A 22955-nucleotide genomic window follows, 5' to 3' on the forward strand; every position below is an offset into this window, starting at 1 on the left:
TAACATTTTGGGGTCTTATATTTTTCACTCCTTTCAAGTCAGTTATATCATACCTCATCTTTTCGATAAATGCTATAATGTGAGATTTGGATTGTTTTGAAGCACGTTTCTCATCCATTCGCCGTGAATCTCTTCTGTCCACCTCGGCTCAAACACATCACCAACTGCTAATTCCATCAGAAAATCGCGGAGTGCGGCTGAATACAAAACATTCGCATCGCAGACAACTTTTACAATTTCCATGAGTTAGTCGTACAAACCGAGTGCTTCTGATTCTGCGACAAGTTCTTCAAGTATTTTACTTCTTTTTTCATAATCCTGCTTTTTATATTTCATTACATCTTCATAACGTATCCGGCGACAGGTACTTACCATTTTGTATGGAATTTCGCCAGAATCTAGCAACTTCCACACATACTCGCGGGAGACATTGAGTAAGGCCTCAACCTGCCAGATATCGAGTTCCTCAGTAATTGGAATCAGCTTGACCGTATTGCCACTGCTTGTCTGTTGCAAAATTGCTAACAGCAGTGGCAATGCTGCCGCAGGTATGTCAATTGTCTTTCCCTCTTTTTCGTTTAATATCAATTTGAGGGATTCGCCAGACGGATGATTTTCTAAGTGCGATTCTAAAGCGCGGCTGCTGGTTTTGGCAACCGCTGCTTCTGCGGCTGTCGGTAAAACAGGTGCTGAGTCGGGATCTCCGGTGAATGTCATGTTAATTTGGGGGTTAGAATAACAGGCAATCAATTATAATTGTAGCAATTTGAGAATGCGATCGCCAAAATCGAGCAAGGAGGTTAACCTGTGGCATACAGCGACTTTACAACTTTAGCGAAAGTTAGAGAATCTTTTAATTTAACCGTAGAAGAACCTTTAGATTTGTTTGGTGAGATCCCAGAGGTACAGCCAAGTTCCTATTTGCAAACTACTTTAACTGAAAACCTGTCTTTAGCTACTGCAATTAATACAGAAAAGGCTCGCGCTGAGTTAATTATTGCTCCAATATTATTGGAAGTCAGGCGGCAATTTAATTTTCAAGTTGGTTTTTTCTCGGGTTCAGAATTCAATGTAGATGTAGAAGCGGGCTTAAACGGGTATTGCGATTATATTCTCACTGCATCGAAGGATTCCTATGAAATTCGCGCCCCCGTAATTACTCTCACAGAGGCTAAGAATGAAAGTATTAAATCCGGTTTAGGGCAGTGTATTGCAGAAATGGTAGCCGCCCAATTATTTAATCAGCGCAGCGGAGAGCAAATTGAAAGCATTTATGGGGCTGTTACTACGGGTACTGATTGGAAGTTTCTTAAATTGAGTAACTGCACAATTTTCATTGACAAGCGAGACTTTTTTATTAATGAAATTAGTCGGATATTGGGCATTTTAACAATGCCGTTTCAAGGCTTTTATTCTATGGATCGCACTTGATGCAGCCAGCCAAATAACAGATGCTGGGATTGGGACACAACATAGCTGTGTCCCAACTGCAAAATGAATTTATTGCCTCATGGGATTAATTTCGACAGCACATTAGACAACTTAGCACCGAGATTCTCAACCGAGTCCTGCTGTTTGGGATCTTTCATCGTACCGTCAGCATTAAATACTTCAAAAGCTTGGGGAACTGCTTTCTGATCCGGCAGTACCAATACGTTAATATTCCCCAGGATCGATCGCAAATGTACCAATCCCCGCAAACCTCCAATTCCGCCTGGGGAAGCACTCATAATTACCGCTACTTTGCCAGTAAATGCCACCAATCCCGGTTCGCCGGGTGCTGGGCGCGATACCCAATCGATCGCATTTTTCAACACAGGCGTAATTGAACTGTTATACTCAGGGGAAGCTATCAAAAACCCGTCATGCGCTACCATCAATTCCTTCAAGTGCCGGGCATTTTCTGGCATTCCCTCTTTTGCTTCCAAATCTTCGTCAAATAGCGGCATCGGCAAATCGCGCAAATCTACATAAGTAACTTCTGCACCCGCCGCAGTAGCCCCAGCAGCCGCCACTTTTACCAGCAGTTTGTTATAGGATGCTTCGCGGGTACTTCCGGCAAATGCAAGTATTTTTGGTCTGTTTGTCATTAATTTTTTCCTGCTTATTGTTTCCGCGTATAATTGTACTATTTCGAGTGATTCCAAACAAAGTCAGCAATGGGTTTATCTGCCGACAAAACAGGATTGTCACTGGAATTGAGTAAAACCGATCGCACTTTTACATTCCCGACTCCCAAACGCCTCTCTACGCGACTGGGAATGCCGTAACCGTAAATAATGTGTCCTTTCCCCGCCAACACCACAACTTGATAGTCGGGGTTTGCTTTGACAAATTGGGCGATTTTTTCCGCCATAGTTTCGTCCCACAAAACTTGGGCTTGCAAAAATCTTTCAAAAGCCGTACTATTTCCCTGTTCAGCCTTTTGGTGTTGCTGATAAACTTCTAGCAGCAGTTGCCGATATTCGGCGTTGTCGGTGCGAATTTCCGATACTGGGGGAATGTGTTTTTTTTCCTCTGCTGTGAGGCTTTCTAAACCTTGAGAGGCAACTTTTCTCGTTACTTCGGATGGTGTATTTAAGGCGAGGACAGGTAGTTGATTTAATGCGGCAAACCGCAAAATGGGGGCGTAATATTCCCAGGGAAAACGCCACCTGCGATCGTACTCTGTTTGCTCGACTAATTGCTCTTCAGTCAGTTTACCTGCTAAGTAGTTGTCGATCGCACTTTGAAACGGACGCTGAAACATTTCCATCGCGATGGCAATTTTCCGATTTTGCCGCTGCATTTCTCGGACAATCTTTAGTTGAGCTTGGTGGTCTTCCGCGCTATCGTGGGTTTCACCCAGATACACGACTTTTGCCTTCACCAACTGTTGCAGAATCTCTTGGTTAGTGTAAGTCTGCCCAGGTTGATGGTTCGCCGTCGTTTGCGCTGTTACTGCACTGCTGCACAGCAGAAAGATACTAAGCGATAAGGCGCACAGTTTGATGAGTTTGGTTGTTTTCATACAAATATTATGCCGTTTCTCGCAGCAGCAAGCACAGCCGAACTCTACTATCTAGCTGAGCAGCTAGATAGCTCAATGCTTAATTTAACTTCATAATTCTCCGCTGTTACTTCTAAAAATGTAAAGTTTAGTTGCAGGTACTTGCGCTTCTCGAAGAAGGTGATAAATTAATAATATGAAGCGAACAAAAAGCTTCTACGACAGATACCAAATCCAGATATCACAGCGAAGTTCACAATAGAATCTAAGGAGTAAAACGCTGTTTAATCTCACATCTGTCTCATCAAAAACCAATAACAGCACCCACCAACAAAGCTGATACTTCCTCAACTAATTAGAGGGGAGCAATGCAAATGAATCCGAGGATTATTGCAACTCCGCATCGAAGTTTTAAAAAGAGGAAATCACTCGGTACATATGGCTGGGTGCTGTTATTGTTAAAACAGACTTTCGGTTTGTGATGTTTTTTTCAGTAGAGGCAAAGTCTCTAGATATCCGTTACCGGGCAGAGCCGGGTAACGAGCCTACAAGGATAAAAACTAGAAAATTACTGGAAAATTGTCTCGTCTTCCTTTCGCCACGCGGGATCGACGATACAAATAAATATTAGCGGTTCTGTGCCACAGTTGTAAATAAACTGCTTGGCGTTTGGGGGAATGTAAACTGCATCTGGGGATTCCACGAATTTATTTTCGTCGTCGATGTGCATTTCTCCTGAAAATCTCTTTACCACAACTTAAGTTTAATTGAAAGAGCCAGAGATGTTAAGAAATATGTAAAGCGGCAGCCGGATTTTTTAACCGTAAATTCCCGAATGCCCTCGATAATCAGGACAGTCGATCGCATCTTCAGATAAAGCTATTGTAGGCTGAACGGGACACTTGAGGTGGTAGTCGCCAGTGAAAAATACGCAGTTAGCACAAGGAATTTGGTGCATCCGCTGAGCTCGACGCAGGGAGTCGGTGACAGTACGCCCGACACTCAAACACAGCAAAAAAACTAAGCCCCAGGCGGACACAAAACACAGCGGGACTAAAATAGGCTGTATTGCCTTAAGCAAAAAGTAAAGCATAGCAAGAAAATTTAGCGTTAGAAGCCACACATACATTAGAGTAGTGGAATTGCCGATCGATCGACCAAAAAGTTTAGAATCCTTTACAGCTCGATCGAGAAACCGGGCAATTATGGCATGATAAGGAACAGTCCTTAAATAAAATTAGAGGAAATCAGTTATGACTCTGCGATTAGGCGATACAGTTCCCAACTTTACCCAAGCTTCGTCTGAAGGGGAAATCAATTTCTACGACTGGGCTGGGGATAGCTGGGTCGTGTTGTTTTCCCACCCGAAAGACTACACTCCAGTGTGCACCACAGAACTCGGTGCAGTGGCCCGTCTAAAGTCTGAATTTGAAAAGCGGGGCGTCAAAACCATTGCCCTCAGCGTCGATGATGTGGATTCTCACATGGGCTGGATTAAAGATATTGAGGAAACTCAAAATGTCACCCTCAATTATCCGATTTTAGCAGATGGCGATCGTAAAGTCTCCGACATTTACGACATGATCCATCCCAACTCGCTAAACAACTTAACAATCCGCACAGTTTTTGTGATTGACCCGCAAAAGAAATTGCGTTTGAGCATTACTTATCCGGCGAGCACTGGTCGGAATTTTAATGAGATTTTGCGAGTAATTGATTCCTTGCAACTTACGGACAAATACAGCGTTGCGACTCCGGTTGATTGGAAAGACGGCGACGATTGCGTAATCGTACCTTCGATTACCGACCCCGCAGAGTTGGCAGAGAAATTTCCTAAAGGCTACACGCCGATTAAGCCTTATTTGCGGATGACTCCTCAGCCGAATAAATAGGTTTAATTGACAAACCGGTTCGCAGCATAGGAATGCAAGTCCTTCCAGGTTCGCAGCATCGGACTTTAATCCTTCCAGGTTCGTAATGAGGACTAAAGTCCTTCCAGGTTTGTAGTGAGGACTTTAGTCCTTCCAGATTTTTGAGGACTGAAGTCCTCACTACCAACCCATAAATTTTGCAATCTTGTCAGAACCATTTAGATTTGAGGAAATGCCAAATGCTGTCATCTCCCATCGTATTGCGAATGTTGCCAGAATTGCAAATGACAGAGGACGAGTTTTTCAACTTCTGTCAAATGAATCGCAACTTGCGAATTGAACGCAACCAGCGAGGAGAAATACTATTGTTGACTCTTGTTGGCGGAATCAGCAGCAACCGCAATGCTATTTTAACTGGAGAATTGGGCATTTGGACAGAGGAAGACGGAACTGGCGTTGGCTTTGCTTCTTGTACGGGATTTACTTTATCGATCGGCTCCGTGCGATCGCCTGACGCTTCTTGGATTAAACTAGAAAGGTGGAATGCTTTATCAAAAGCACAGCAAGAAAAATTTGCCCTAATTTGCCCTGATTTTGTAGTTGAACTCAGACCGGATTTTGAGGACTTAGAGCCGCTACAAGAAAAAATGCAAGAATATATGAGAGAACCAGGAGTGCGGCTGGGTTGGCTTATCGACCGCAAAAATCGCAGAGTTTATATTTACCGTCCTGGTTTGCCAGAGGAATGTTTGGAGAATCCGGCTACAGTCAGCGGCGACCCCGTTTTGCCCGGATTCATACTCAATATGAGCAAAATTTGGTAGAACTGCTAGCAATAAATATCAACTTATTGTAAAAATTAATCATAGGATACACACACGCAAAAAATATGGATATTAAAAACGGCTTTGTAGGCACAATCGGCAACACGCCACTAATTCGCTTAAACAGCTTCAGCGATGAAACAGGCTGCGAAATTCTCGGCAAAGCAGAGTTTCTAAATCCCGGCGGTTCCGTTAAAGATAGGGCCGCTTTATACATCATCAAAGACGCAGAAGAAAAAGGCTTCCTGAAACCGGGCGGCACTGTTGTTGAAGGCACTGCCGGCAATACAGGCATCGGTTTGGCGCACATTTGCAACGCTAAAGGTTACAAATGTTTGATCGTGATTCCCGATAACCAATCTCAAGAAAAAATCGATGCTTTGAAAACCTTGGGCGCTGAAGTTCGGACTGTTCCTGCTGTTCCTTACAAAGACCCGAATAATTATGTCAAATTGTCGGGAAGATTGGCGGAGGAAATGGAGAATGCTGTCTGGGCAAACCAGTTTGACAATTTAGCCAATCGCCGAGCTCATTACGAGACAACTGGCCCGGAAATTTGGGAACAAACAAACGGGAAAATTGATGCTTGGGTAACAGCTACTGGTACCGGCGGCACTTTTGCTGGGGTAGGAATGTTTTTGAAAGAAAAAAATCCTGCTGTTAGAATTGTCTTGGCAGACCCGATGGGCAGCGGGCTTTACAGTTATTTCAAAACGGGGGAAATTAAGACTGAAGGTAGTTCGATTACTGAGGGAATTGGCACCACCCGTGTGACTGCTAATATGGAGAATGCCCCGGTAGATGACGCCATTCAAATTGATGATACTGAAGCTGTGCGGGTGATTTACCAACTGCTGAGGAAAGAAGGGCTGTTTATGGGCGGTTCTGTGGGGATTAATGTGGGGGCGGCGGTGGCTTTGGCGAAGCAAATGGGGCCTGGACATACGATTGTTACGGTACTCTGCGACGGCGGGGCTCGGTATCAGTCGCGTTTGTTCGATCGACAATGGTTGGCCTCAAAAGGTTTATCATCCGATTAATCTGCGCGTGTACCTGACAATCGGGTCAGATGTAGGAATCATCAATAGACTTGAATTCCATAAGTCTTTGATTAATACAGAAACCGCAGATATCACGCAGATAAACACAGATTAACGCAGATAATTTGAGGAATTCAAAGGGATTGAATGCAATTCAAGTTTAATGCTTTGTGGGATGGGCTTCTAGCCCGTCCAATGTTTTTAACGACTTTTCTACAAGTTGGGCATATATGACTACACCTATTCCCATGATAAAAAAATAGCATATATTCAGCAGAATGTCAAGTAAAAAATATGAAAATTATCGAATCTTCTAGGCAAGTTCTTGTTTGCCAAAACCGCACTTGTCGCAAGGAAAGTGCAGCAAAGGTACTGGCAGCTTTTCAGAAATTATCGCCCTCAGAAGTCGAAGTTGTTGCTAGCAGTTGTTTGGGACAGTGCGGCAACGGGCCGATGGTGTTGGTGTTGCCCGAAGAGGTTTGGTACAGCGGTGTTTGCCAGGAGGAAGTTGCGGCAATAACTGAGCAACATTTGCGGGGAGGAAAGCCGGTGGAGAGGATGCTTTACCGCAAGTTTCACCGACTTTCTCATTAGTCGATCGCCTGCCTTTAAAATTCTTCGGCAAACAACCGGCGGAGAATTTCCGTGACTTCGGCGCAAAATCTGGCGTCCAGTTCGATCGCCAAACGATCGACACTGCTGGAACCGCCTACAGCTTTTTCTGCCCGCAAAGTCATGGCTAAAGTTCTGAGTTTTGCCGGCTTTCCCGCCGCCTTGGGCCGTTCGTCAACAAACCGCACCAAAGCCACATAAACTGTTTCTAGGGTTCCCCTGATCGAGCTCAGTCCGTAACCCAATTTTGAGATAATTACTGGAGAAGTGATCAGGCTATCCATCCCCAAAGTTTTAATTGCTACGTCCACATATCGAGCGCTGTCATGTCCCATTGCTCTGACAATGCTTTCTAAGCTGTTCCACTGAGATGCTTTCATGCGCGATCGCTGTTCGATGTGGAAGTGCCATCCTAACATGGAAATCAGCCTGGTTAAGTCATAAGCAGATACGGAATTTTTTTGTTTGGTGCTGTTTAATGCGGCACTTAGCAGCTCTTGTTTTTTGGTGAGATCGAAGATTTTGGGGTTGGTGTGATAAGGATTTTCGCCGTAATCGCCGCGAAAAATTAGGTCATAATTGCCAGTAGCGCTCTTCAGCCATTGCTCTAGTCCTATGCGAGTATCGAAGCGTTTGAACATAGCGGCTAAGGAGTTTGAACTTGCTATATTTGAGGCATAGCTAATCATATCTTTTGCTACATCATAAAAGTAAAAATCTTGTTTTAGCCCGTTGCCATCTCTCACAACGCAGTTGTCAATGTCGCAGTCGGGATACTTGCTATTTACTTGACTGACGATATTAAAGAGTGCGATAATTTTGGTAGCACTCCACTGCTCAGCATTGGTAAGTGCGTTTTTTCCCAGCCACTGCGCCTGAATTTTGCCGTCTACAAAAGTACCAATGCAAACGCAGGCTTCTTTGATGTCTTCGTGGAGAAAATTTAAAGCTTGAGAGTTAATTTGAGGTAGTTCTCCCAGGCTGGGAAACGAGGTAACTTTGAGGGGATTATTGGGTTCGGGAATATAGCTAATTACTTTTAAGCCGTCGGGTTTCTGTTTGAGATAATCTGGATAGTTTTTAATTTCTTGTTGGTAAGGAGATTTTTCAATGCCCCGATCTAAAAAGGCTAGTTTGTTTATGTTAGCTTTGGCATCTATTTCCATTTGGAGGTAGTTTTTGAAGATGCGTGCTCGGTCTTTTGCGAGTTCGAGGGAGGTAAGGTTCATGATAATTGTTGGCAGCTTGTTACGAATAAGTAAATCACTATACTAGGATTTAGGCAAACAAACCGGGTTTCTATGTAAAATTTTGGGTTAGGGAACGAAAAATCAATGAAGAAACCGCGCCTCAGACAGTAACTGCCTCCAGGACTATATATCTGAGTTCGGGCCCTGCGATCAAGCTTTTTTGCCGCGTACTTGGATGCGTTTGTCGGTTTTTTGTTTTTTAATCCAAGATATAAATTTCTGTAGTTCAGGGTCATTTTTGAGCTTTTCCACGGTATTGAGCTCTTGGGCGAGGTGTTTGTTGTCAAATAGAGAGTGAATCTGGCGGTGACAAGCGGAGCAAATGTCGATTGTCGGGCTGGGATCTTCGTTTTTCCGCTTGGTGTTTTGTTTGGGAATGAGGTGATGGGCGGTTAATGCTTCCATTTGTCGATCGCACAATTCACACTGCATAATTTTCTCAATGCTGCTGGATAGGAGAATTGCTACTTTTAGTTTAGCGCGATCGGCTGTGATTCATGTGAATGAAAGGCGATCGCACTCTCCAAACAATAAAAAAACCCCCAATTGGGGGTCATACAAATCTCTTGTGGCAGAGGCCGGAAAGCCTCGGGGATCACAAAATATACAGTAACAGAAACAAAACAATCCAAATCACATCCACAAAGTGCCAGTAAATCTCAGTCGCTTCGATTCCAAAGTGGTGCTCGCTAGAATAGTGGTCTTGCGCGCGCGATCGCCACACCACCGCCACCATCAGCAGCACTCCCAACGTAACGTGCAAGCCGTGAAAAGCAGTCAAAACGTAAAAGCAACTGGCATACAAATTCGTCGTCAAACCAAACTCTAAATGAGTGTATTCGTAAACCTGACCGAACAAGAAAACTGCGCCCATAGCAATAGTTACGAGCAACCAATTCCGCATTCCGGCGGCATCATTCTTTTTGATTGCAGTATCAGCATTGTGAATTACAAAGCTGCTAGCAATCAAAATCACCGTATTAATTCCCGGCAGCAATAACTCTCGTGCCGGCGTACCTTCAGGAGGCCACACGGGGGCCATCGCCCGATAAATCAAATACGCCGCAAACATACCGAAAAATATCATGCCTTCAGCGCACAGGAACACAATTATACCTAACATTCGGTGGTCGGGATGCTCGACACCGTGTGCTTCTACCTCGGCCTCGTGGTGGTAATTCAGGGCTGTTTTTGCCGGATCGATCGCTGGAATTTGCATAATAAATTGGTAATGAAGAAGTCAGTTGTCAGTTGTCAGTTGGCAGTGGGCAGTTGGCATTAGTCATCAGTCATTAGTTAACAGTCAACAGTTAACAGTCAACAGTCAACAATTCCCAATGACTGATGACTGATGACTAATAACTATTCGCCATCTTGACTTTCATCAGCAGGAGAATCAACATTTATCTCTGATTCAGGAGCGACCAAAGTGGCAGTACCGCCAAAGAAAGTTGAAGCTTGAGCCTCCGCAATAGGAATACCTGTTTTCTGGGCGTTGCGGGTGGCATTTTCCCTCAGCTTGAGCCTGAGACGTTCCCCAGTATGCTGAACTTTTTCCATGCCGTAATCGTAAGGCCCCGTTGCCAATACCGGCACTCCTTCAAAATTTTCGATCGGGGGCGGCGAAGTCGTCATCCATTCCAAACTCAAAGCTTGCCAAGGATTGTCACCTGCTTTCGGGCCGTACCTCCAGCTCCAAATCACATTAATGATAAATGGGATTGTAGACACTGCCAGCATATAAGCACCGACAGTACAAATGACATTAATTGTGGTAAATTTCGGGTCGTACATTGCCACTCGCCGAGGCATTCCTTGCATCCCCAAAGCGTGCATCGGGAGGAAAGTTACAGTAAAGCCAACATAGGTTAAAACAAAGTGAACTCTACCCCAAAATTCATTAATCATCCGCCCCGTCATTTTGGGGAACCAGTGGTAAAAAGCAGCGTAAATGCCAAACACTGAGCCGCCAAACAGAACGTAGTGTAGGTGAGCGACGACAAAATAAGTGTCGTGAACGTGAATGTCGAAAGGTACGGAAGCCACCATGATCCCGGTGATGCCGCCGAGAACAAATGTTGAGATAAAACCCATCCCAAATAGCATCGCGCTGACAAGCCGGAGTTTTCCTCCCCAAATAGTTGCCAACCAGCTAAATATTTTAATCCCAGTTGGTACGGCGATGATCATAGTTGTGATCATAAAAAACATCCGCAGCCAGCCGGGAGTGCCGCTGGTAAACATATGGTGCGCCCACACGATCAAGCCCAAAAAGCTGATCGCAAGACTGGAATATGCGATCGCCAAATAACCAAAAATTGGCTTGCGCGAATGCACCGGCAAAACTTCTGAAATCACCCCGAAAAAGGGCATAATCATAATGTAAACTGCCGGGTGCGAATAAAACCAGAATAAATGCTGGTAGACGATGGGATCGCCGTTGCCGGTCGGGTTAAAAAATGCCGTCCCCGCTAACAAGTCAAACGACAGCAAAATCAAAGCTGCGGCTAACACTGGAGTAGCAATCAAAGTCAGTGCTGAAGTCGCAATCATCGCCCAGCAAAACAAAGGCATTTCATTGAGACTCATGCTGGGAACCCGCATGGTAAAGATGGTAACGGCAAAATTCACCGCCCCCAAAATCGAAGAAGTTCCCAGAATCAAAACGCTGAGAATCCAAATTTCTTCTCCCGCTTGAGCAGTAACTAAGCTCAAAGGCGGATAAGAAGTCCAACCCGCCTGTGGAGCTCCTACCAAAAAACTGCTCAACAGCAACACGCCACCTACGGGAATTAGCCAAAAGGCGATCGCATTCAGCCTGGGAAATGCCATGTCTTTTGCCCCAATCATTAAGGGGATCAAAAAGTTAGCAAATCCGGCTCCGGCGGGTACGATCCACAGGAAGATCATCACTGTCGCGTGAACAGTAAATAAACTGTTGTAGAGTTCGGGGGTGACAAAATCGGAGTCGGGGGTGGCGAGTTCTGTTCGCACCAAGGTTGCCATCACGCCGCCGATTAGATAGAAAATAAATGTTGTTACCAGATATTGAATACCGATGACTTTGTGGTCGGTATTAAAAGTGAAGTAGTCGCGCCAATGTCTATCGGCGGGCGCTGTTCCGCGAGCCTCAGTGTTGGCAGTTTCTTGGAACTGTGCTTGTGTCATAGTTATTAGTCATTAGTTATTAGTCATTAGTTATTAGCTAAGGATCGAAGACCCAGTGCCAGGAACTAATGACTATTTTTAGTGATGAGTTGGGTGAAGTTGTTCGAGGGTTTCGGAATTAATTTTTATTTCCCTGACGTAGGGAGCCAAAAATTCACCGTCTGACAATTCCCCAGGATTGACTGCAACTGCTTGCTCTAAGTTTTGACTGCTAGCAACTTGCTGGCTTTGCAGCCAAGTGTCGAATTCTTCTGGCGTGTGAACGACTGCTACAGCTTTCATTGCTCCGTGATAAGCGCCGCACAATTCAGCACAAACAACCCGGTATTCCCCGGTTTTAGTTGGTGTAAATCTCAGTTCGCTTGGTCTCCCGGGAATTGCATCTTGTTTGAGGCGAAATTCTGGCAGCCAAAATGCGTGCAGCACGTCTTGAGCTGAGATATTTAGCTGTACGTCGCGGTTGACTGGCATATGCAGTTCGCCAGAACTAACGCCGCTTTCTGGATAGCTAAAAATCCAGGCGTACTGCAAACCTGTGACATTTACAACTAAGTCTGCTGGTTTGTCTTCATTTTCTGGGGAAGCGCCGACGCCTAGAGCAACAAGTTTTCTAGACGCAATTTGAGGGGCGTTTTGGGGTGTATCTGAGAGTGTAGCTGCGATCGCACTTCCCCGCATTTTAGAGTGCGCTTGCATGGTGCCGTGGTCATGATTGCCCATCGGATCGAGGCCTCCCATTGAGTTGTAAATCTCAAAACTGTAGACTCCGATTCCTAAAATAATCACCGCCGGCACGGCTGTCCAAAGAATTTCTAAGGGAAAGTTGTCATGCCAAGGCGGCCCGTCTGTATTGTCTCCTTGACGGCGGCGATATTTAATTGCAGCAACGATGAGAATTCCCTGGACCATGATAAATAGTCCAGTGGAAATGGTCATCATTGTATTGAAAAGTGCGTCTATGTCGGATGCTTCGTCAGAGGCGGCGATCGGCATTAAGCCGTGATTCTGCCCGTACCAGAGACTGATCAGAGTCACTCCGATGCCGGCGAGCATGGTGAGGATGGAACTTGGAATGTTCACGCTGGTACTTCTTAATAGCGACACTTCTTCGCTTGAAAAATGAAGGAAGCGCCTCTGGGTTATCAATTTTTAATTGTAAATGGTATTTTTAGTAAAATGTCTCTCTTAAGGGTTACTTAAGGCTTAGAATTTTTGACCGATCGCCCGCGTGCCTAAAAAGTACGTCTTTTGTACCTTGACAAAATTGATTAAAAATGGTATATAATCGCTTTTTTTGGCGGCTAAATTTGAGATTGTTTCTCAAACACCATCAAATGCTGCTGAGGTAACATATCTTTTGTCTCTTTCCATACTAAACCGACGGCTGCCATTTCTTTTTTAACCTGCTTCTGCGTCATTTTGTGCAAACCTTTAATGGGAATCAGGGGGTTTTCGCCCCGATACTCGATCGATACTGTGCGGCCTCCCGGTTTGAGTGCTTTCACAATTCCTTGCATCATTTCTCTGGGATATGCAAATTCGTGATAAGCATCGACCATCACAACTAAATCTACGCTATTTTCCGGCAAATTCGGATTGTCGATATTTCCCAAAACAGGCTCAACGTTAGCAATATTTTTTTCTTGTTTATTCAATTCCAGAAAATTAATCATTTCCGGCTGCACGTCAACTGCTAAAACTTTTCCTTGTGGAACTAAGGGAGCAATGCGAAAGCTGAAATATCCCGTTCCCGCTCCAATGTCGGCGACAATATCGGTTGGTTTTAAATCGAGATTGTTGACTAATCGAGCTGATTTTTCCTCCATGCCGCGAGAGGGTCTTTCCAGCCAACCAGCCCCTTGATATCCCATGACTTGAGCAATTTCTCGACCCATGTAAAACTTGCCGATTCCGTCAGGGTTGTGGACTGTTCGCTGCTGATAAATTGGGTCGCCATTTGCCGTTTTACTTGCTTCGGCTGCTGCACAGGCGTTGAGCGGCAACAGGCAAAGAATTGTCAAGATTATTACTGTTAAGGGTTTAATTAATTGTGCGGTTTTTTTCACGATATTTTTTTCACGATATTTCTGATTTTGTGTTTAAATTTATTTCTCGTTCCCTGGCTCTGCCTGGGAACGCCGATCCGGAGGCTCTGCCTCGGTAATATCGAGAAGACTTTAAGATTTAGCTGACAGCGGATTCTAACAATTTAATTGTACCAGAGTCAGCGTCGATTTCGACTTCTAGACCGATCGGCAAAGTGAACTTATCCTGAATGTGCCCCACCATTGAGCCATACCACGCGGGAATCTTCAAGGGGCGAATGTGGTCGGACAATACTTGAGGTAAGGTTAGGGACTCTTGGGGTGTTTCAGCTTCGCACTTGGTACACTGTCCGAAAATAAAACCGGATATTTTATCGAGAATACCCGCTAATTTGAGCTGCGTCAGCATTCTATCTATCCGATAAACTTCTTCGCCAACTTCCTCGACAAACAAAATACTGTTTTCCCATGTCGGTAAATATGCAGAACCCACCATTGCTGCTATTACTGATAAATTGCCGCCGATTAGTTTTCCCCTAGCTGTGCCGCGCCCGATTGTTTCAATTTGCACGCTTTTGGAGTTTTGCAGCGTAACAGAGCCTCCGTCAAACAAAATTTTTTTGAGGGAATATACTGTAAAGGGACTCCAAGTTGAGGCACCTAAAGGGCCGTGAAAAGTAACTATATTAGTTTTAGCATGAATCGCCAATAACAGCGCAGTAATATCGCTGAATCCCATAATAATTTTAGGATTGTTGCCGATAATATTGTAATCCAGGAGCGGCAATATGCGACCGCAGCCCCAGCCGCCCATTCCGGTAAAAATTCCTCGCACTGAGTCATCGGCAAAGGCTGTGTTGACATCGGCGGCGCGATCGGCATCCTTGCCTGCTAAATAGCCGTAGCGGTCGTAAAAATGCTCTCCCAATTTAATTTTTAAACCCAGCTTATCCAGAGCTTTAAAAAATGGCTGCACTTCTTTTTCGTAGTTGAAAGCGGCTGGATTTATTAAAGCTACAGTATCGCCGACTTGCAGGCGGCGCGGCTTAACGATCGCACTTTTGGGAGATAGGTTGGTTTGGGCGATCCTCTTCGAGGGATTCGCTAACGGCAAAAGCTGAGTACCAATAGCAGTCAGCCCAAAAGTTCTCAGCAGAGCACGGCGGCGGAGAGTCATAGCTGTTAGGTAATTTTTGCTATAATTGTATAGCAAAATCTCTGCCATATCAGTTTAAAATTGCGACTTTAAAATGAAAACCGACACTAAAATCTCAGCTAAAAAATCTTGGGCAAAAGCTTTAGCCCGTCCTGCTGCGGAATTTCCGCTGACTCAGCTATTGGTTAAAAGCGGTAAAATTCCCGAAGGATTGCGCGGCACTCTCTACCGCAACGGGCCCGCACGTTTGCAACGCGGTGGCATGAATGCGGGACACTGGTTTGATGGCGATGGTGCAATTTTGGCAGTACATTTTACCGATGTCGGTGCTGCTGCTGTTTATCGCTACGTGCAGACAGCGGGATATCAAGCTGAGGAAAAAGCTGATAAATTTCTCTACAGTAATTATGGCATGACAGCACCGGTGCCTCTGTGGTTGCGGTGGACTAAATCTGTTAAAAATGCTGCCAATACTTCAGTTTTAGCTTTGCCCGATCGCCTTTTAGCTTTGTGGGAAGGCGGCTGGCCTCACAGCCTAGATTTACAAACTCTGGAAACTCGCGGAACGGACGATTTAGGCAGTTTAGAGAGTGGATCTTCTTATTCCGCTCACTGCAAGCGCGACCCGATTACTGGCAATATTTTTAACTTTGGAATGACACATGGTGCCAGTACAAAGTTGAATCTGTATAAAAGCGATCCTACAGGCAAAATTGTGCAACAAGGAACTGTTGCTTTAGATAGCTCTCCTCTGATCCACGATTTTGTTATGGCGGGAAACTATCTAATATTTTTTGTGCCGCCAGTACGAGCAAAATTTTTGCCAGTGTTAGCTGGAATTAGCAGTTACAGCGACTCTTTGGAATGGAAACCCGAGTTAGGAACGCAGATATTAGTGGTTGACTCGGAAACTCTATCTTTAGTTAGTAGCGGCGAAACCGAACCTTGGTATCAGTGGCATTTTGCTAACGGTTTTGTCAAGGAAGATGGTTCGGTGGCTGTAGATTTTGTGCGCTTGGCTGACTTTCAAACTAATCGGCGGCTCAAAGAAGTAGCGACAGGTGAAACTCGCACCGATGCGGAGGGGACTCTGTGGCGGGTGCATCTAAATCCTCAGACGGGGAAAGTGACAGCAACAGAAGAATTGTTGGATCAACCTTGCGAATTTCCGATCGTACCTGCTTCAGAAATAGGGCAAGACTCGCGATATATTTATCTGGCAATGTATCGGCCTGACGTTGATATTGTACCGGAACGTTATGGTGCGATCGCCCGTTTCGACACGCAAAGCCGCAATCTCACAATTGCCGACTTGGGCGAAAATCGCTATCCCACAGAGCCCATCTACGTTCCAGATATTTCCTCAGAGAAAGGGTGGATAGTAACAGTTATTTATGACGGCAATTCTGACAGCAGCGAAGTCTGGATATTTGACAGCGACGGACTTTCCCGCGAACCTGTTTGCAAGCTAGAATTGCCCGGTGTCATACCTTTGGGCTTTCACGGCACTTGGAAATCGGCAGTATGATAAAATTGTAAAGAAGTGTTGCGGAAGATTTATTAAAAATTGTTGCCGCTTCTCTGTCAAGTTGTTAAGGTGTGTGTAGATAGGAAATTCTCATATCTAGGAGGTGTGGAATTGATAATCTGCATTGCTCAATTATCCTGTGCCAATTCGCACGAATCCCCGGCGATTGTAAGTCGCCGCTGCACAGGATATAGTCTGCCTCTGCGGACTAAAAAAAGAGGGGTAATAAAGCCCTGGCGGATAACCAATCCCCGGCGTATATTCCCGACTACACAGGCAAAATCCGCCTCCACGGAGTGAAGAAAGAGGGGTTCTCGAACCCCGGTAAATGACAAATTCGCGGTGAATCTCCCCGGTGAATAAATTCGCGGCTATGCAGGCAAAGTCCGCCTCCGCCGACTGAAGAAATCCCCGGCTGATAACCAATCTCCGGCCAGTTTATTCGCGGCTACACAGGCAAAGTCCGCCTCCGCGAACTGAAGAAAAGCGGTAATAAAGCCCGCTGGGCCAGGATTTCTGACTAGGTTTGCCCATCTCAGCTTTGTCTGCTGGCATGAGGTTAAAAGACCAGATAATTAACTGATTTCTGGCAAACCAAAAGTTTAGTTCAGCTCACGCGCACGTTAGCGATTCAAAAGTTTTTAGTTTGGAGTTAACCCCACAAGTAAATGATGTCTATCGAAACAAGATAGGCTTTCCAACAATTATGAATTATGAGTTGTTACCGCCAAAACATTCAACTCATAACTAATAATTCACAACTCACAACTCATAACTCCGTGCCGCGGTGAGCATCTACCAAAAGGTTTAATCTATGCAACTTCAAGGAAAAACAGCTCTTGTTACAGGAGCTTCGCGCGGAATTGGGCGATCGATCGCCCTGGAATTAGCGAGACAAGGAGTCAAACGTTTGTTGATTGTGGCGCGCAACCGCAGGCAATTAATTGAACTGGCAGAGGAAATCGATCTTTTTGGCACAGAAGTAGTGCCGTTAGCTTTGGATTTAACTCAGTCAGTAGCGGTGAATATTGCGATCGCCCAAGCTTGGCGAGATAGCGGCCCGATTCACCTGCTAGTCAACTGTGCAGGCGTCGCGCACCAAGCATCTTTCTTGCGTTCCCCGCTGCCGTTAATCGAGGAAGAAATCGCCTTAAATTTGCTCGGAACCTACACAATTACCCGCTTGATAGCGAGGCGAATGGCGACTCAAAAAGAGGGAACCATCGTCAATGTTTCGAGTTTAATGGGCAAAATTGCCGCTCCCACAATGGCGACTTATTCTGCTACCAAATTTGCCATTTTAGGATTCACCCAAGCTTTACGCCGCGAGTTAACTCAGTACAATGTTCGAGTCACAGCTTTGCTGCCATCTCTAACAGATACCGACATGGTGCGAGACTTGGAACAATTTCGCTGGGTAGTGCCCACAACTCCCGAAAAAGTTGCCTTAGCACTCGTGGCGGGATTGCACAAAGATGCGCCAGAAATCTTGGTAGGATACCAAAGTCATTTAGCAGTTTGGTGTCACCGAATTGCTCCTTGGTTGCTGGATTTTGTGTTGCGGATGGCGACTCCACAACTTTCGGAGAAGTCGCGGGGCGATCACAAATTGCGGCAGGCTTTAGCTAGCGGGCGATAAACTTTTTTAGGGGCGGGCTCTTCGGCCCACCCCACAAGAAAACTCATTCTTTGTAGAACGGGCATCTTGCCCGTTCCTAAGCGCACCTTACATTTGGCAAACACTCTAACTGTTAGTCACTCATCCTCATCAGAAAATAGCGACGGTAAATCCCGTTCTCCTCTCACCACCCTGATAATTTCAATTCCACTGTCTATCGCCCGATAAAGAATAATGTAACCCATGAGAGGAAGCCCCCGCACAGAAGCAGCTAGTTCCTCGTAACTACGGCCCATATTAGGAAAGTTAATTAAATTGCGACACTTTCGATTGAACTCCTCGACAAACTGTTCTCCGGATTCAATATTTCTAGCTGCAAGGTAATCCGAAATTTCATCTAAATCGCGACTCGCTTCTGGAGAAACAATGTAGCGACTCATCTTTAGTTCTCCCGCATTTTCCGAAATTTTTCCTGCAATCTTGCTATGACTATTTCTCCATCAATCCCTTCACCGCCATCGAGTTGAGCTATTCCTGTTGATACTTTTGGTCGCGTTTCTTCTACCCATTTTTGATAGCTGTTGCTCTCGTTGGGCTCACTGTTGTCGGCTAGGAGTTCTAATGCCGCTGCGATTACCTCCTCCGCCGAAGGATATCTGCCACTTGTCACTTGTGCTTCTATGAATTTTTGCTGCTCAGGCTTGAGAGTAATTTTCATGGGGTTTACCTCTGAGAACCTTTAATTATTATAGCAATCCTAAATGATTTGCGTAATTATTGTAGGGGCAATCCCCCCCTGGTTGCCCCGATAGATAGGGGGTAGGCACGGGGGCACTACCCCTACAAATTTATCTGAATGATTTATGTTCGCTATATCATTTCCACTCCCCTTGCAAGGTAAAAGCAGCCCAATAATAGGGCGACTGCCATTTTTTATCCTGCAACATTTCCATCTGCGCCGCCCTCAAAGCTGCCGCTGGTGCTAACTTTTCTTGCAGCATTTTCTGATAAAACTTTTGCATTAACACAGCAGTTCCTTCATCATCCACACTCCACAAACTCACCGCCACCCGCTGAGCCCCTGCATACATAAAACCCCTGGTTAATCCCACCATGCCTTCGCCTTTGATATTCTGTCCCATTCCGCTTTGACAAGCACTTAAAACTACTAATTTTGCTGCTAATTTCAAGTTAAAAATATCGGTAAGACGCAAGAAGCCATTGACAGGATTCCCCTTCTCATCTACCATCGACATCAGAATGCCTGAGAGTTCGGGATTCTGACTGTTAGCCATGCCGTGGGTGGCGAAGTGCACGATTTGATAATTGGCTAAATTGCTATTAGTTGCGGTAGCGCGACTGGCGGCAAAATCAAAGTTTTGAACTTCCGAAGCGGTGGGAACTAAAGCTAAAATATTTTGGGCTTCTTGGCGGGTAAAGGGGAGGCGTTTCGGCGGCCATGCCATGTTAGAAGTACGCAGCGATCGATTTAAACCGAGGTTGTTTGCTTCTAACTTTTCCGTGGTTGCTGGGGTAATTTGTCCTTTGACTCTTTCATCGGTTGGACTGAAGACTGGATCGGCTAAAATTGCTAAAGTTTGGTTGGGTAGTTTTCTGTCTGCGTAATTTTGCCGCAGAATGGCGAGAGTTGAGGCGGAAGGTAGGGTAATAATTTCGTGTTGGGCGATTAAGGGAAGATTGGCATTTTGTCCTGCTGTTTGTGGCAGAGTTAAGCCTGCAAAAGGAGTGTAGTGCAGTACGCCATCGGGAACTATTAATAAGCGTTTTTTTTCTAATTGGGCAGCAGCGGGTTGTAGAATTAATTGACCAAAATCTGCGCTAGCTTTGGCAACTTTTTGCGGTAAATCTCTGGAAGCAGGGCTGGTTACGGTGTCTCGGAAATTCTTGGCTGCTGTTTCGATGTCGGCGCGTTTGGGCAGTTCATAAGTAGTGAGTCCGGTTGAGGTGACAACCCATAAATAACTGCGGTCTTCACCGAGGGAATACTGCAATAAAATTGTGTTTTCATCCAGTATTTGTTTTTGGATTTGGGTGAGGGTTAAAGGTTGGGGTTGGGTGAGGGCGGCGTAGCGGGGGCTATTAGTGCGAATTTGAGTTTTGTTTTGCTGGTATTCTTGCAGTAGAGTGAGGCGCTGTTTGTCGATTTCTGCGACTTGATTGGGATTGGGATTGGGGCTGCTGACTAATTGAATGCGGCGTTTTTCAATGGCATCGAGTTGCTGTTGCAATCGCTGTTCTTGTTGCAGCAATTTGGGGGCGACGCCTTCGCGAATGTTGCTGTTAGCTTCTTTGAGGAGTTCGAGAAGGCTGCGGGCCCTCGAACGTTCGCTGGCTTCTAAGGCTTTGGTATCATAGCCGGATTTGGGTTGAGTTTTATGGAGTTGCATTAACAGGTCTATGTAGAATTCGTAGTAGTCCTGTACGGTGGCAAAGTATGAGGTGCGGAGTTCTGGGCTGGCAATTTTGGTGCGGAGGTTTTCGATTATTTTGAGACAGGATTCGATGTCGTTGAGGGCTTCGGTAAGGTTTCCTAAATCGCGCTTGGCAAAAGCAATGTTGAAAAGTGTGTTAGCTTCTCCTCCAGCGTCACCCACTGCCCGTCTCAGGGGAAGCGATTGGTTAAAATACTCTAGCCCTTTCTGATTGTCTCGCAAATCTGAGTAGACACCACCGATGTTGTTGAGGGTGAGGGCTTCTCCGCGACGATCGCCCACTGCGCGACTTAGGGGCAGGGACTGGCTGTAATACTCTAGCGCTTTCTGTTCTTCTCCCAAAGCTGAGTAGACACCTCCGATGTTGTGAAGGGTTAAGGCTTCCCCGTGACGATCGCCCACTGCGCGACTCAGGGGCAGCGACTGGCTGTAATACTCCAAAGCTTTCTGTTTTTCTCCTAATTCTGAGTAGACTAAACCGATGTTGTTGAGGGTGAGGGCTTCCCCGCGACGATCGCCCACTGCGCGACTCAAGGGCAGCGACTGGCTGTAATACTCCAAAGCTTTCTGTTTTTCTCCCAATTCTGAGTAGGCAGCCCCGATGTTGTGGAGGGTACTCGCTTCCCCACTACGATCACCAACAGCCCGTCTCAGGGGCAGTGACTGGCTGTAATACTCCAAAGCTTTCTGTTTTTCTCCCAAAGCTGAGTATACAGCCCCGATATTACTGAGGGCGACGGCTTCCCCACTCCGATCGCCAACAGCCCGTCTCAGGGGCAATGACTGGTTGTAATACTCTAAAGCCTTCTGTTTTTCTCCCAAATCGTCGTAGACACCACCGATGTTGTTGAGGGTGACGGCTTCTCCGAGACGATCCCCCATTGCGCGACTCAGGGGCAGCGACTGGCTGTAATACTCCAAAGCCTTCTGTTTTTCTCCCAATTCTGAGTAGACACTACCGATGTTGTTGAGGATGCGAGCTTCGCCCCTGCGATCGCCCACTGCGTGACTCAGGGGCAGCGACTGGTTGTAATAATCTAGCGCTTTCTGTTTTTCTCCCAAATCGTCGTAGACACCACCGATGTTGTTGAGGATGACAGCTTCCCCCCTGCGATCCCCCATTGCGCGACTCAGGGGCAGTGACTGGCTGTAATACTCTAGCGCTTTCTGTTTTTCTCCCAAATCATAGTAGACTTTACCGATGTTGTTGAGGGTACTCGCTTGTATCGAGCGGTCGCCCACTGCGCGACTCAGGGGCAGCGACTGGCTGTAATACTCCAAAGCTTTCTGTTTTTCTCCCAATTCTGAGTAAACTTGACCGATGTTGTTGAGGGTACTCGCTTCCCCCCTGCGATTGCCCGCTGCGCGACTCAGGGGAAGGGACTGGCTGTAATACTCTAGCGATTTCTGTTTTTCTCCCAATTCTGAGTAGGCAGCCCCGATGTAGTAAAGGGTGATAGCTTCCCCAGCGCGATCGCCCACTTCTCGATACAGCTTCAATGCTTCTTCATATTTGGTGAGCGCACTTTTTTTCCCTTCTACAGTTCCTTGCTGGTAGAGTTGTACTCCCTCTTTCAAGGCTTTTGCCGCAGCGTCGGTGCTGCTATTTTGTACCGTTTGTGCGGGTTGTACCGGGGGGGCTGCAATGGCTGCGGTTGGACTTAATTGAAGGGCGATGGCGATCGACATTCCAGCGAAAACTAATTGAGTGCGATCGAACATCAGCAAGCCCTTCTACTAAGATACTTTCTTCAATTTTACTCATGCGTTCTGAAGCGTCAAGGTGAGAAAAGATGAAAGATATCGTTACTTTTCTGGTGCTTTTTCGAGTCTGATATTGATTTATAGCGGTTTTTTACTACTAATTAGCCTTCCAATATAGTGGACGCTGTTGAGTTTGGGTTGGGGGAACTGCCCAAGCAAGAAATTGCTAAACTGACCTTGTAGTGCGATCGAGCTTTTGCATAAAATGACCAACAGCCTAACTACCCCCGAACCCGCAAACACCCACTGGGATTGCCCCGAATGCGGCGGCACCGGTACCCTCAGCCCAGAAATTTGCCCTGTTTGTCTCGGAGCAAAATACATCGATCTCGCTACAATAACGAACTGGATGCTCGATTTTATGGAATCTCGCGGCTGCAATCAAGCTGAGATCGATCGATTGCGAACCGAAAGCCCAGACCCCCTAACATTAACTTTTTGCCTCGAACTTTGTATCGCCCTCAAATAAACAAAAACAAAAAATCTCTCTTCTCTTCTCTTCTCTTCTCTTCTTTTGCGCCCTAGCGCTTACGCGCGGCTTCGCCTAACGCGCCTTCGCGGTTCAATAGACCTCTTGCGAAAGTCTTAGGAGATCGCTAGTTTGTCTTCCAAGAAAGTTCATAATTATAAATACCAG

At 45.9% G+C, this 22955-nt stretch carries 24 protein-coding genes; 8 read left to right on the top strand and 16 right to left on the bottom strand.

Annotation, left to right across the window (positions count from 1 at the left end):
* Positions 1-72: 72 nt before the first annotated feature.
* Both QUA40_RS20820 and QUA40_RS20825 read right to left on the bottom strand, forming a co-directional pair.
* Positions 73-243: a hypothetical protein gene (locus tag QUA40_RS20820; RefSeq protein ID WP_333129308.1), complete on the bottom strand. Its 171-nt coding sequence runs from the start codon at positions 241-243 to the stop codon at positions 73-75.
* 3 nt (positions 244-246) lie between these two features.
* Positions 247-717, bottom strand: coding sequence for an excisionase family DNA-binding protein (locus tag QUA40_RS20825; protein ID WP_333129310.1), 471 nt, complete (start codon positions 715-717; stop codon positions 247-249).
* Between the two features lie 90 nt (positions 718-807).
* On the opposite strand from QUA40_RS20825, the gene QUA40_RS20830 reads away from it, so the two are divergent.
* The gene (locus QUA40_RS20830; protein ID WP_333129312.1) at positions 808-1431 is read left to right on the top strand and encodes a hypothetical protein; all 624 of its coding nucleotides are present in this window, start codon (positions 808-810) and stop codon (positions 1429-1431) included.
* Between the two features lie 77 nt (positions 1432-1508).
* Here QUA40_RS20830 and QUA40_RS20835 read toward each other — a convergent pair whose 3' ends face one another.
* The 4 genes from QUA40_RS20835 to QUA40_RS20850 all read right to left on the bottom strand — a co-directional run bounded on the left by QUA40_RS20835 (position 1509) and on the right by QUA40_RS20850 (position 4082).
* Positions 1509-2090: an NAD(P)H-dependent oxidoreductase gene (locus QUA40_RS20835; RefSeq protein WP_333129314.1), complete on the bottom strand. Its 582-nt coding sequence runs from the start codon at positions 2088-2090 to the stop codon at positions 1509-1511.
* A 38-nt stretch (positions 2091-2128) separates the two neighbouring features.
* Positions 2129-3010, bottom strand: coding sequence for a ChaN family lipoprotein (locus QUA40_RS20840; RefSeq protein ID WP_333129316.1), 882 nt, complete (start codon positions 3008-3010; stop codon positions 2129-2131).
* Positions 3011-3557: 547 nt separating this feature from the next.
* On the bottom strand, positions 3558-3743 hold the full coding sequence (locus tag QUA40_RS20845; RefSeq protein ID WP_333129318.1) for a hypothetical protein: 186 nt from the start codon (positions 3741-3743) through the stop codon (positions 3558-3560).
* Positions 3744-3806: 63 nt separating this feature from the next.
* Positions 3807-4082, bottom strand: a complete 276-nt coding sequence (locus tag QUA40_RS20850) for a hypothetical protein (RefSeq protein ID WP_333062925.1) — start codon at positions 4080-4082, stop codon at positions 3807-3809.
* Between the two features lie 160 nt (positions 4083-4242).
* On the opposite strand from QUA40_RS20850, the gene QUA40_RS20855 reads away from it, so the two are divergent.
* The 4 genes from QUA40_RS20855 (at position 4243) to QUA40_RS20870 (ending at position 7318) form a co-directional block, all read left to right on the top strand.
* Positions 4243-4881 carry a peroxiredoxin gene (locus QUA40_RS20855; RefSeq protein ID WP_333123276.1) on the top strand — a complete coding sequence of 213 codons (639 nt, stop codon included), beginning with the start codon at positions 4243-4245 and terminating at the stop codon, positions 4879-4881.
* Between the two features lie 218 nt (positions 4882-5099).
* A complete protein-coding gene (locus QUA40_RS20860) occupies positions 5100-5684 on the top strand; it encodes a Uma2 family endonuclease (RefSeq protein ID WP_333129320.1) in 585 nt (194 codons plus the stop codon).
* Positions 5685-5749: 65 nt separating this feature from the next.
* On the top strand, positions 5750-6724 hold the full coding sequence (locus QUA40_RS20865; RefSeq protein ID WP_333129322.1) for a cysteine synthase A: 975 nt from the start codon (positions 5750-5752) through the stop codon (positions 6722-6724).
* A gap of 294 nt (positions 6725-7018) precedes the next feature.
* Positions 7019-7318 (top strand): (2Fe-2S) ferredoxin domain-containing protein, encoded by a 300-nt coding sequence (locus tag QUA40_RS20870; protein ID WP_333129324.1) that lies wholly within the window; start codon positions 7019-7021, stop codon positions 7316-7318.
* Positions 7319-7332: 14 nt separating this feature from the next.
* Here QUA40_RS20870 and QUA40_RS20875 read toward each other — a convergent pair whose 3' ends face one another.
* From QUA40_RS20875 to QUA40_RS20905, 7 genes are all read right to left on the bottom strand, one after another.
* A complete protein-coding gene (locus QUA40_RS20875) occupies positions 7333-8565 on the bottom strand; it encodes a hypothetical protein (RefSeq protein ID WP_333129328.1) in 1233 nt (410 codons plus the stop codon).
* Between the two features lie 171 nt (positions 8566-8736).
* Entirely contained in the window at positions 8737-9018 is a 282-nt protein-coding gene (locus tag QUA40_RS20880) for an HNH endonuclease (protein ID WP_333129330.1), read from the bottom strand.
* Between the two features lie 163 nt (positions 9019-9181).
* Positions 9182-9805 (bottom strand): heme-copper oxidase subunit III, encoded by a 624-nt coding sequence (locus tag QUA40_RS20885; protein WP_333129332.1) that lies wholly within the window; start codon positions 9803-9805, stop codon positions 9182-9184.
* Positions 9806-9948: 143 nt separating this feature from the next.
* Complete coding sequence (gene ctaD, locus QUA40_RS20890) at positions 9949-11754, bottom strand: cytochrome c oxidase subunit I (protein WP_333129334.1); 1806 nt, start codon at positions 11752-11754, stop codon at positions 9949-9951.
* Between the two features lie 78 nt (positions 11755-11832).
* Entirely contained in the window at positions 11833-12834 is a 1002-nt protein-coding gene (locus tag QUA40_RS20895; protein ID WP_333129336.1) for a cytochrome c oxidase subunit II, read from the bottom strand.
* Positions 12835-13055: 221 nt separating this feature from the next.
* Positions 13056-13820 (bottom strand): class I SAM-dependent methyltransferase, encoded by a 765-nt coding sequence (locus tag QUA40_RS20900; protein ID WP_333129338.1) that lies wholly within the window; start codon positions 13818-13820, stop codon positions 13056-13058.
* A 118-nt stretch (positions 13821-13938) separates the two neighbouring features.
* Entirely contained in the window at positions 13939-14976 is a 1038-nt protein-coding gene (locus tag QUA40_RS20905; RefSeq protein WP_333129355.1) for an LD-carboxypeptidase, read from the bottom strand.
* A gap of 73 nt (positions 14977-15049) precedes the next feature.
* Here QUA40_RS20905 and QUA40_RS20910 point away from each other — a divergent pair, with 73 nt between their 5' ends.
* Both QUA40_RS20910 and QUA40_RS20915 read left to right on the top strand, forming a co-directional pair.
* The gene (locus tag QUA40_RS20910) at positions 15050-16483 is read left to right on the top strand and encodes a carotenoid oxygenase family protein (protein ID WP_333129340.1); all 1434 of its coding nucleotides are present in this window, start codon (positions 15050-15052) and stop codon (positions 16481-16483) included.
* An 814-nt stretch (positions 16484-17297) separates the two neighbouring features.
* Positions 17298-18122, top strand: a complete 825-nt coding sequence (locus QUA40_RS20915; RefSeq protein WP_333129342.1) for an SDR family NAD(P)-dependent oxidoreductase — start codon at positions 17298-17300, stop codon at positions 18120-18122.
* A gap of 116 nt (positions 18123-18238) precedes the next feature.
* Here the strand turns inward: QUA40_RS20915 and QUA40_RS20920 are convergent, their stop codons facing one another.
* The 3 genes from QUA40_RS20920 to QUA40_RS20930 all read right to left on the bottom strand — a co-directional run bounded on the left by QUA40_RS20920 (position 18239) and on the right by QUA40_RS20930 (position 22276).
* The gene (locus QUA40_RS20920; protein ID WP_333129345.1) at positions 18239-18541 is read right to left on the bottom strand and encodes a type II toxin-antitoxin system RelE/ParE family toxin; all 303 of its coding nucleotides are present in this window, start codon (positions 18539-18541) and stop codon (positions 18239-18241) included.
* 2 nt (positions 18542-18543) lie between these two features.
* A complete protein-coding gene (locus tag QUA40_RS20925) occupies positions 18544-18819 on the bottom strand; it encodes a type II toxin-antitoxin system ParD family antitoxin (RefSeq protein WP_333129347.1) in 276 nt (91 codons plus the stop codon).
* Between the two features lie 157 nt (positions 18820-18976).
* The gene (locus QUA40_RS20930) at positions 18977-22276 is read right to left on the bottom strand and encodes a tetratricopeptide repeat protein (RefSeq protein ID WP_333129350.1); all 3300 of its coding nucleotides are present in this window, start codon (positions 22274-22276) and stop codon (positions 18977-18979) included.
* 247 nt (positions 22277-22523) lie between these two features.
* On the opposite strand from QUA40_RS20930, the gene QUA40_RS20935 reads away from it, so the two are divergent.
* Entirely contained in the window at positions 22524-22787 is a 264-nt protein-coding gene (locus QUA40_RS20935) for a hypothetical protein (RefSeq protein ID WP_333129353.1), read from the top strand.
* Positions 22788-22955 lie beyond the last annotated feature (168 nt).

Origin of the sequence: Microcoleus sp. Pol11C3, assembly GCF_036701485.1 — a bacterium.
Lineage (GTDB): Bacteria > Cyanobacteriota > Cyanobacteriia > Cyanobacteriales > Microcoleaceae > Microcoleus.

Coding starts and splice junctions, on each gene's coding strand:
- QUA40_RS20820 (WP_333129308.1), bottom strand. CDS start 243: ATGGAAATTGTAAAAGTTGTCTGCGATGCGAATGTTTTGTATTCAGCC.
- QUA40_RS20825 (WP_333129310.1), bottom strand. CDS start 717: ATGACATTCACCGGAGATCCCGACTCAGCACCTGTTTTACCGACAGCC.
- QUA40_RS20835 (WP_333129314.1), bottom strand. CDS start 2,090: ATGACAAACAGACCAAAAATACTTGCATTTGCCGGAAGTACCCGCGAA.
- QUA40_RS20840 (WP_333129316.1), bottom strand. CDS start 3,010: ATGAAAACAACCAAACTCATCAAACTGTGCGCCTTATCGCTTAGTATC.
- QUA40_RS20850 (WP_333062925.1), bottom strand. CDS start 4,082: ATGCTTTACTTTTTGCTTAAGGCAATACAGCCTATTTTAGTCCCGCTG.
- QUA40_RS20855 (WP_333123276.1), top strand. CDS start 4,243: ATGACTCTGCGATTAGGCGATACAGTTCCCAACTTTACCCAAGCTTCG.
- QUA40_RS20860 (WP_333129320.1), top strand. CDS start 5,100: ATGCTGTCATCTCCCATCGTATTGCGAATGTTGCCAGAATTGCAAATG.
- QUA40_RS20865 (WP_333129322.1), top strand. CDS start 5,750: ATGGATATTAAAAACGGCTTTGTAGGCACAATCGGCAACACGCCACTA.
- QUA40_RS20870 (WP_333129324.1), top strand. CDS start 7,019: ATGAAAATTATCGAATCTTCTAGGCAAGTTCTTGTTTGCCAAAACCGC.
- QUA40_RS20875 (WP_333129328.1), bottom strand. CDS start 8,565: ATGAACCTTACCTCCCTCGAACTCGCAAAAGACCGAGCACGCATCTTC.
- QUA40_RS20880 (WP_333129330.1), bottom strand. CDS start 9,018: ATGCAGTGTGAATTGTGCGATCGACAAATGGAAGCATTAACCGCCCAT.
- QUA40_RS20885 (WP_333129332.1), bottom strand. CDS start 9,805: ATGCAAATTCCAGCGATCGATCCGGCAAAAACAGCCCTGAATTACCAC.
- ctaD (WP_333129334.1), bottom strand. CDS start 11,754: ATGACACAAGCACAGTTCCAAGAAACTGCCAACACTGAGGCTCGCGGA.
- QUA40_RS20905 (WP_333129355.1), bottom strand. CDS start 14,976: ATGACTCTCCGCCGCCGTGCTCTGCTGAGAACTTTTGGGCTGACTGCT.
- QUA40_RS20910 (WP_333129340.1), top strand. CDS start 15,050: ATGAAAACCGACACTAAAATCTCAGCTAAAAAATCTTGGGCAAAAGCT.
- QUA40_RS20915 (WP_333129342.1), top strand. CDS start 17,298: ATGCAACTTCAAGGAAAAACAGCTCTTGTTACAGGAGCTTCGCGCGGA.
- QUA40_RS20920 (WP_333129345.1), bottom strand. CDS start 18,541: ATGAGTCGCTACATTGTTTCTCCAGAAGCGAGTCGCGATTTAGATGAA.
- QUA40_RS20925 (WP_333129347.1), bottom strand. CDS start 18,819: ATGAAAATTACTCTCAAGCCTGAGCAGCAAAAATTCATAGAAGCACAA.
- QUA40_RS20930 (WP_333129350.1), bottom strand. CDS start 22,276: ATGTTCGATCGCACTCAATTAGTTTTCGCTGGAATGTCGATCGCCATC.
- QUA40_RS20935 (WP_333129353.1), top strand. CDS start 22,524: ATGACCAACAGCCTAACTACCCCCGAACCCGCAAACACCCACTGGGAT.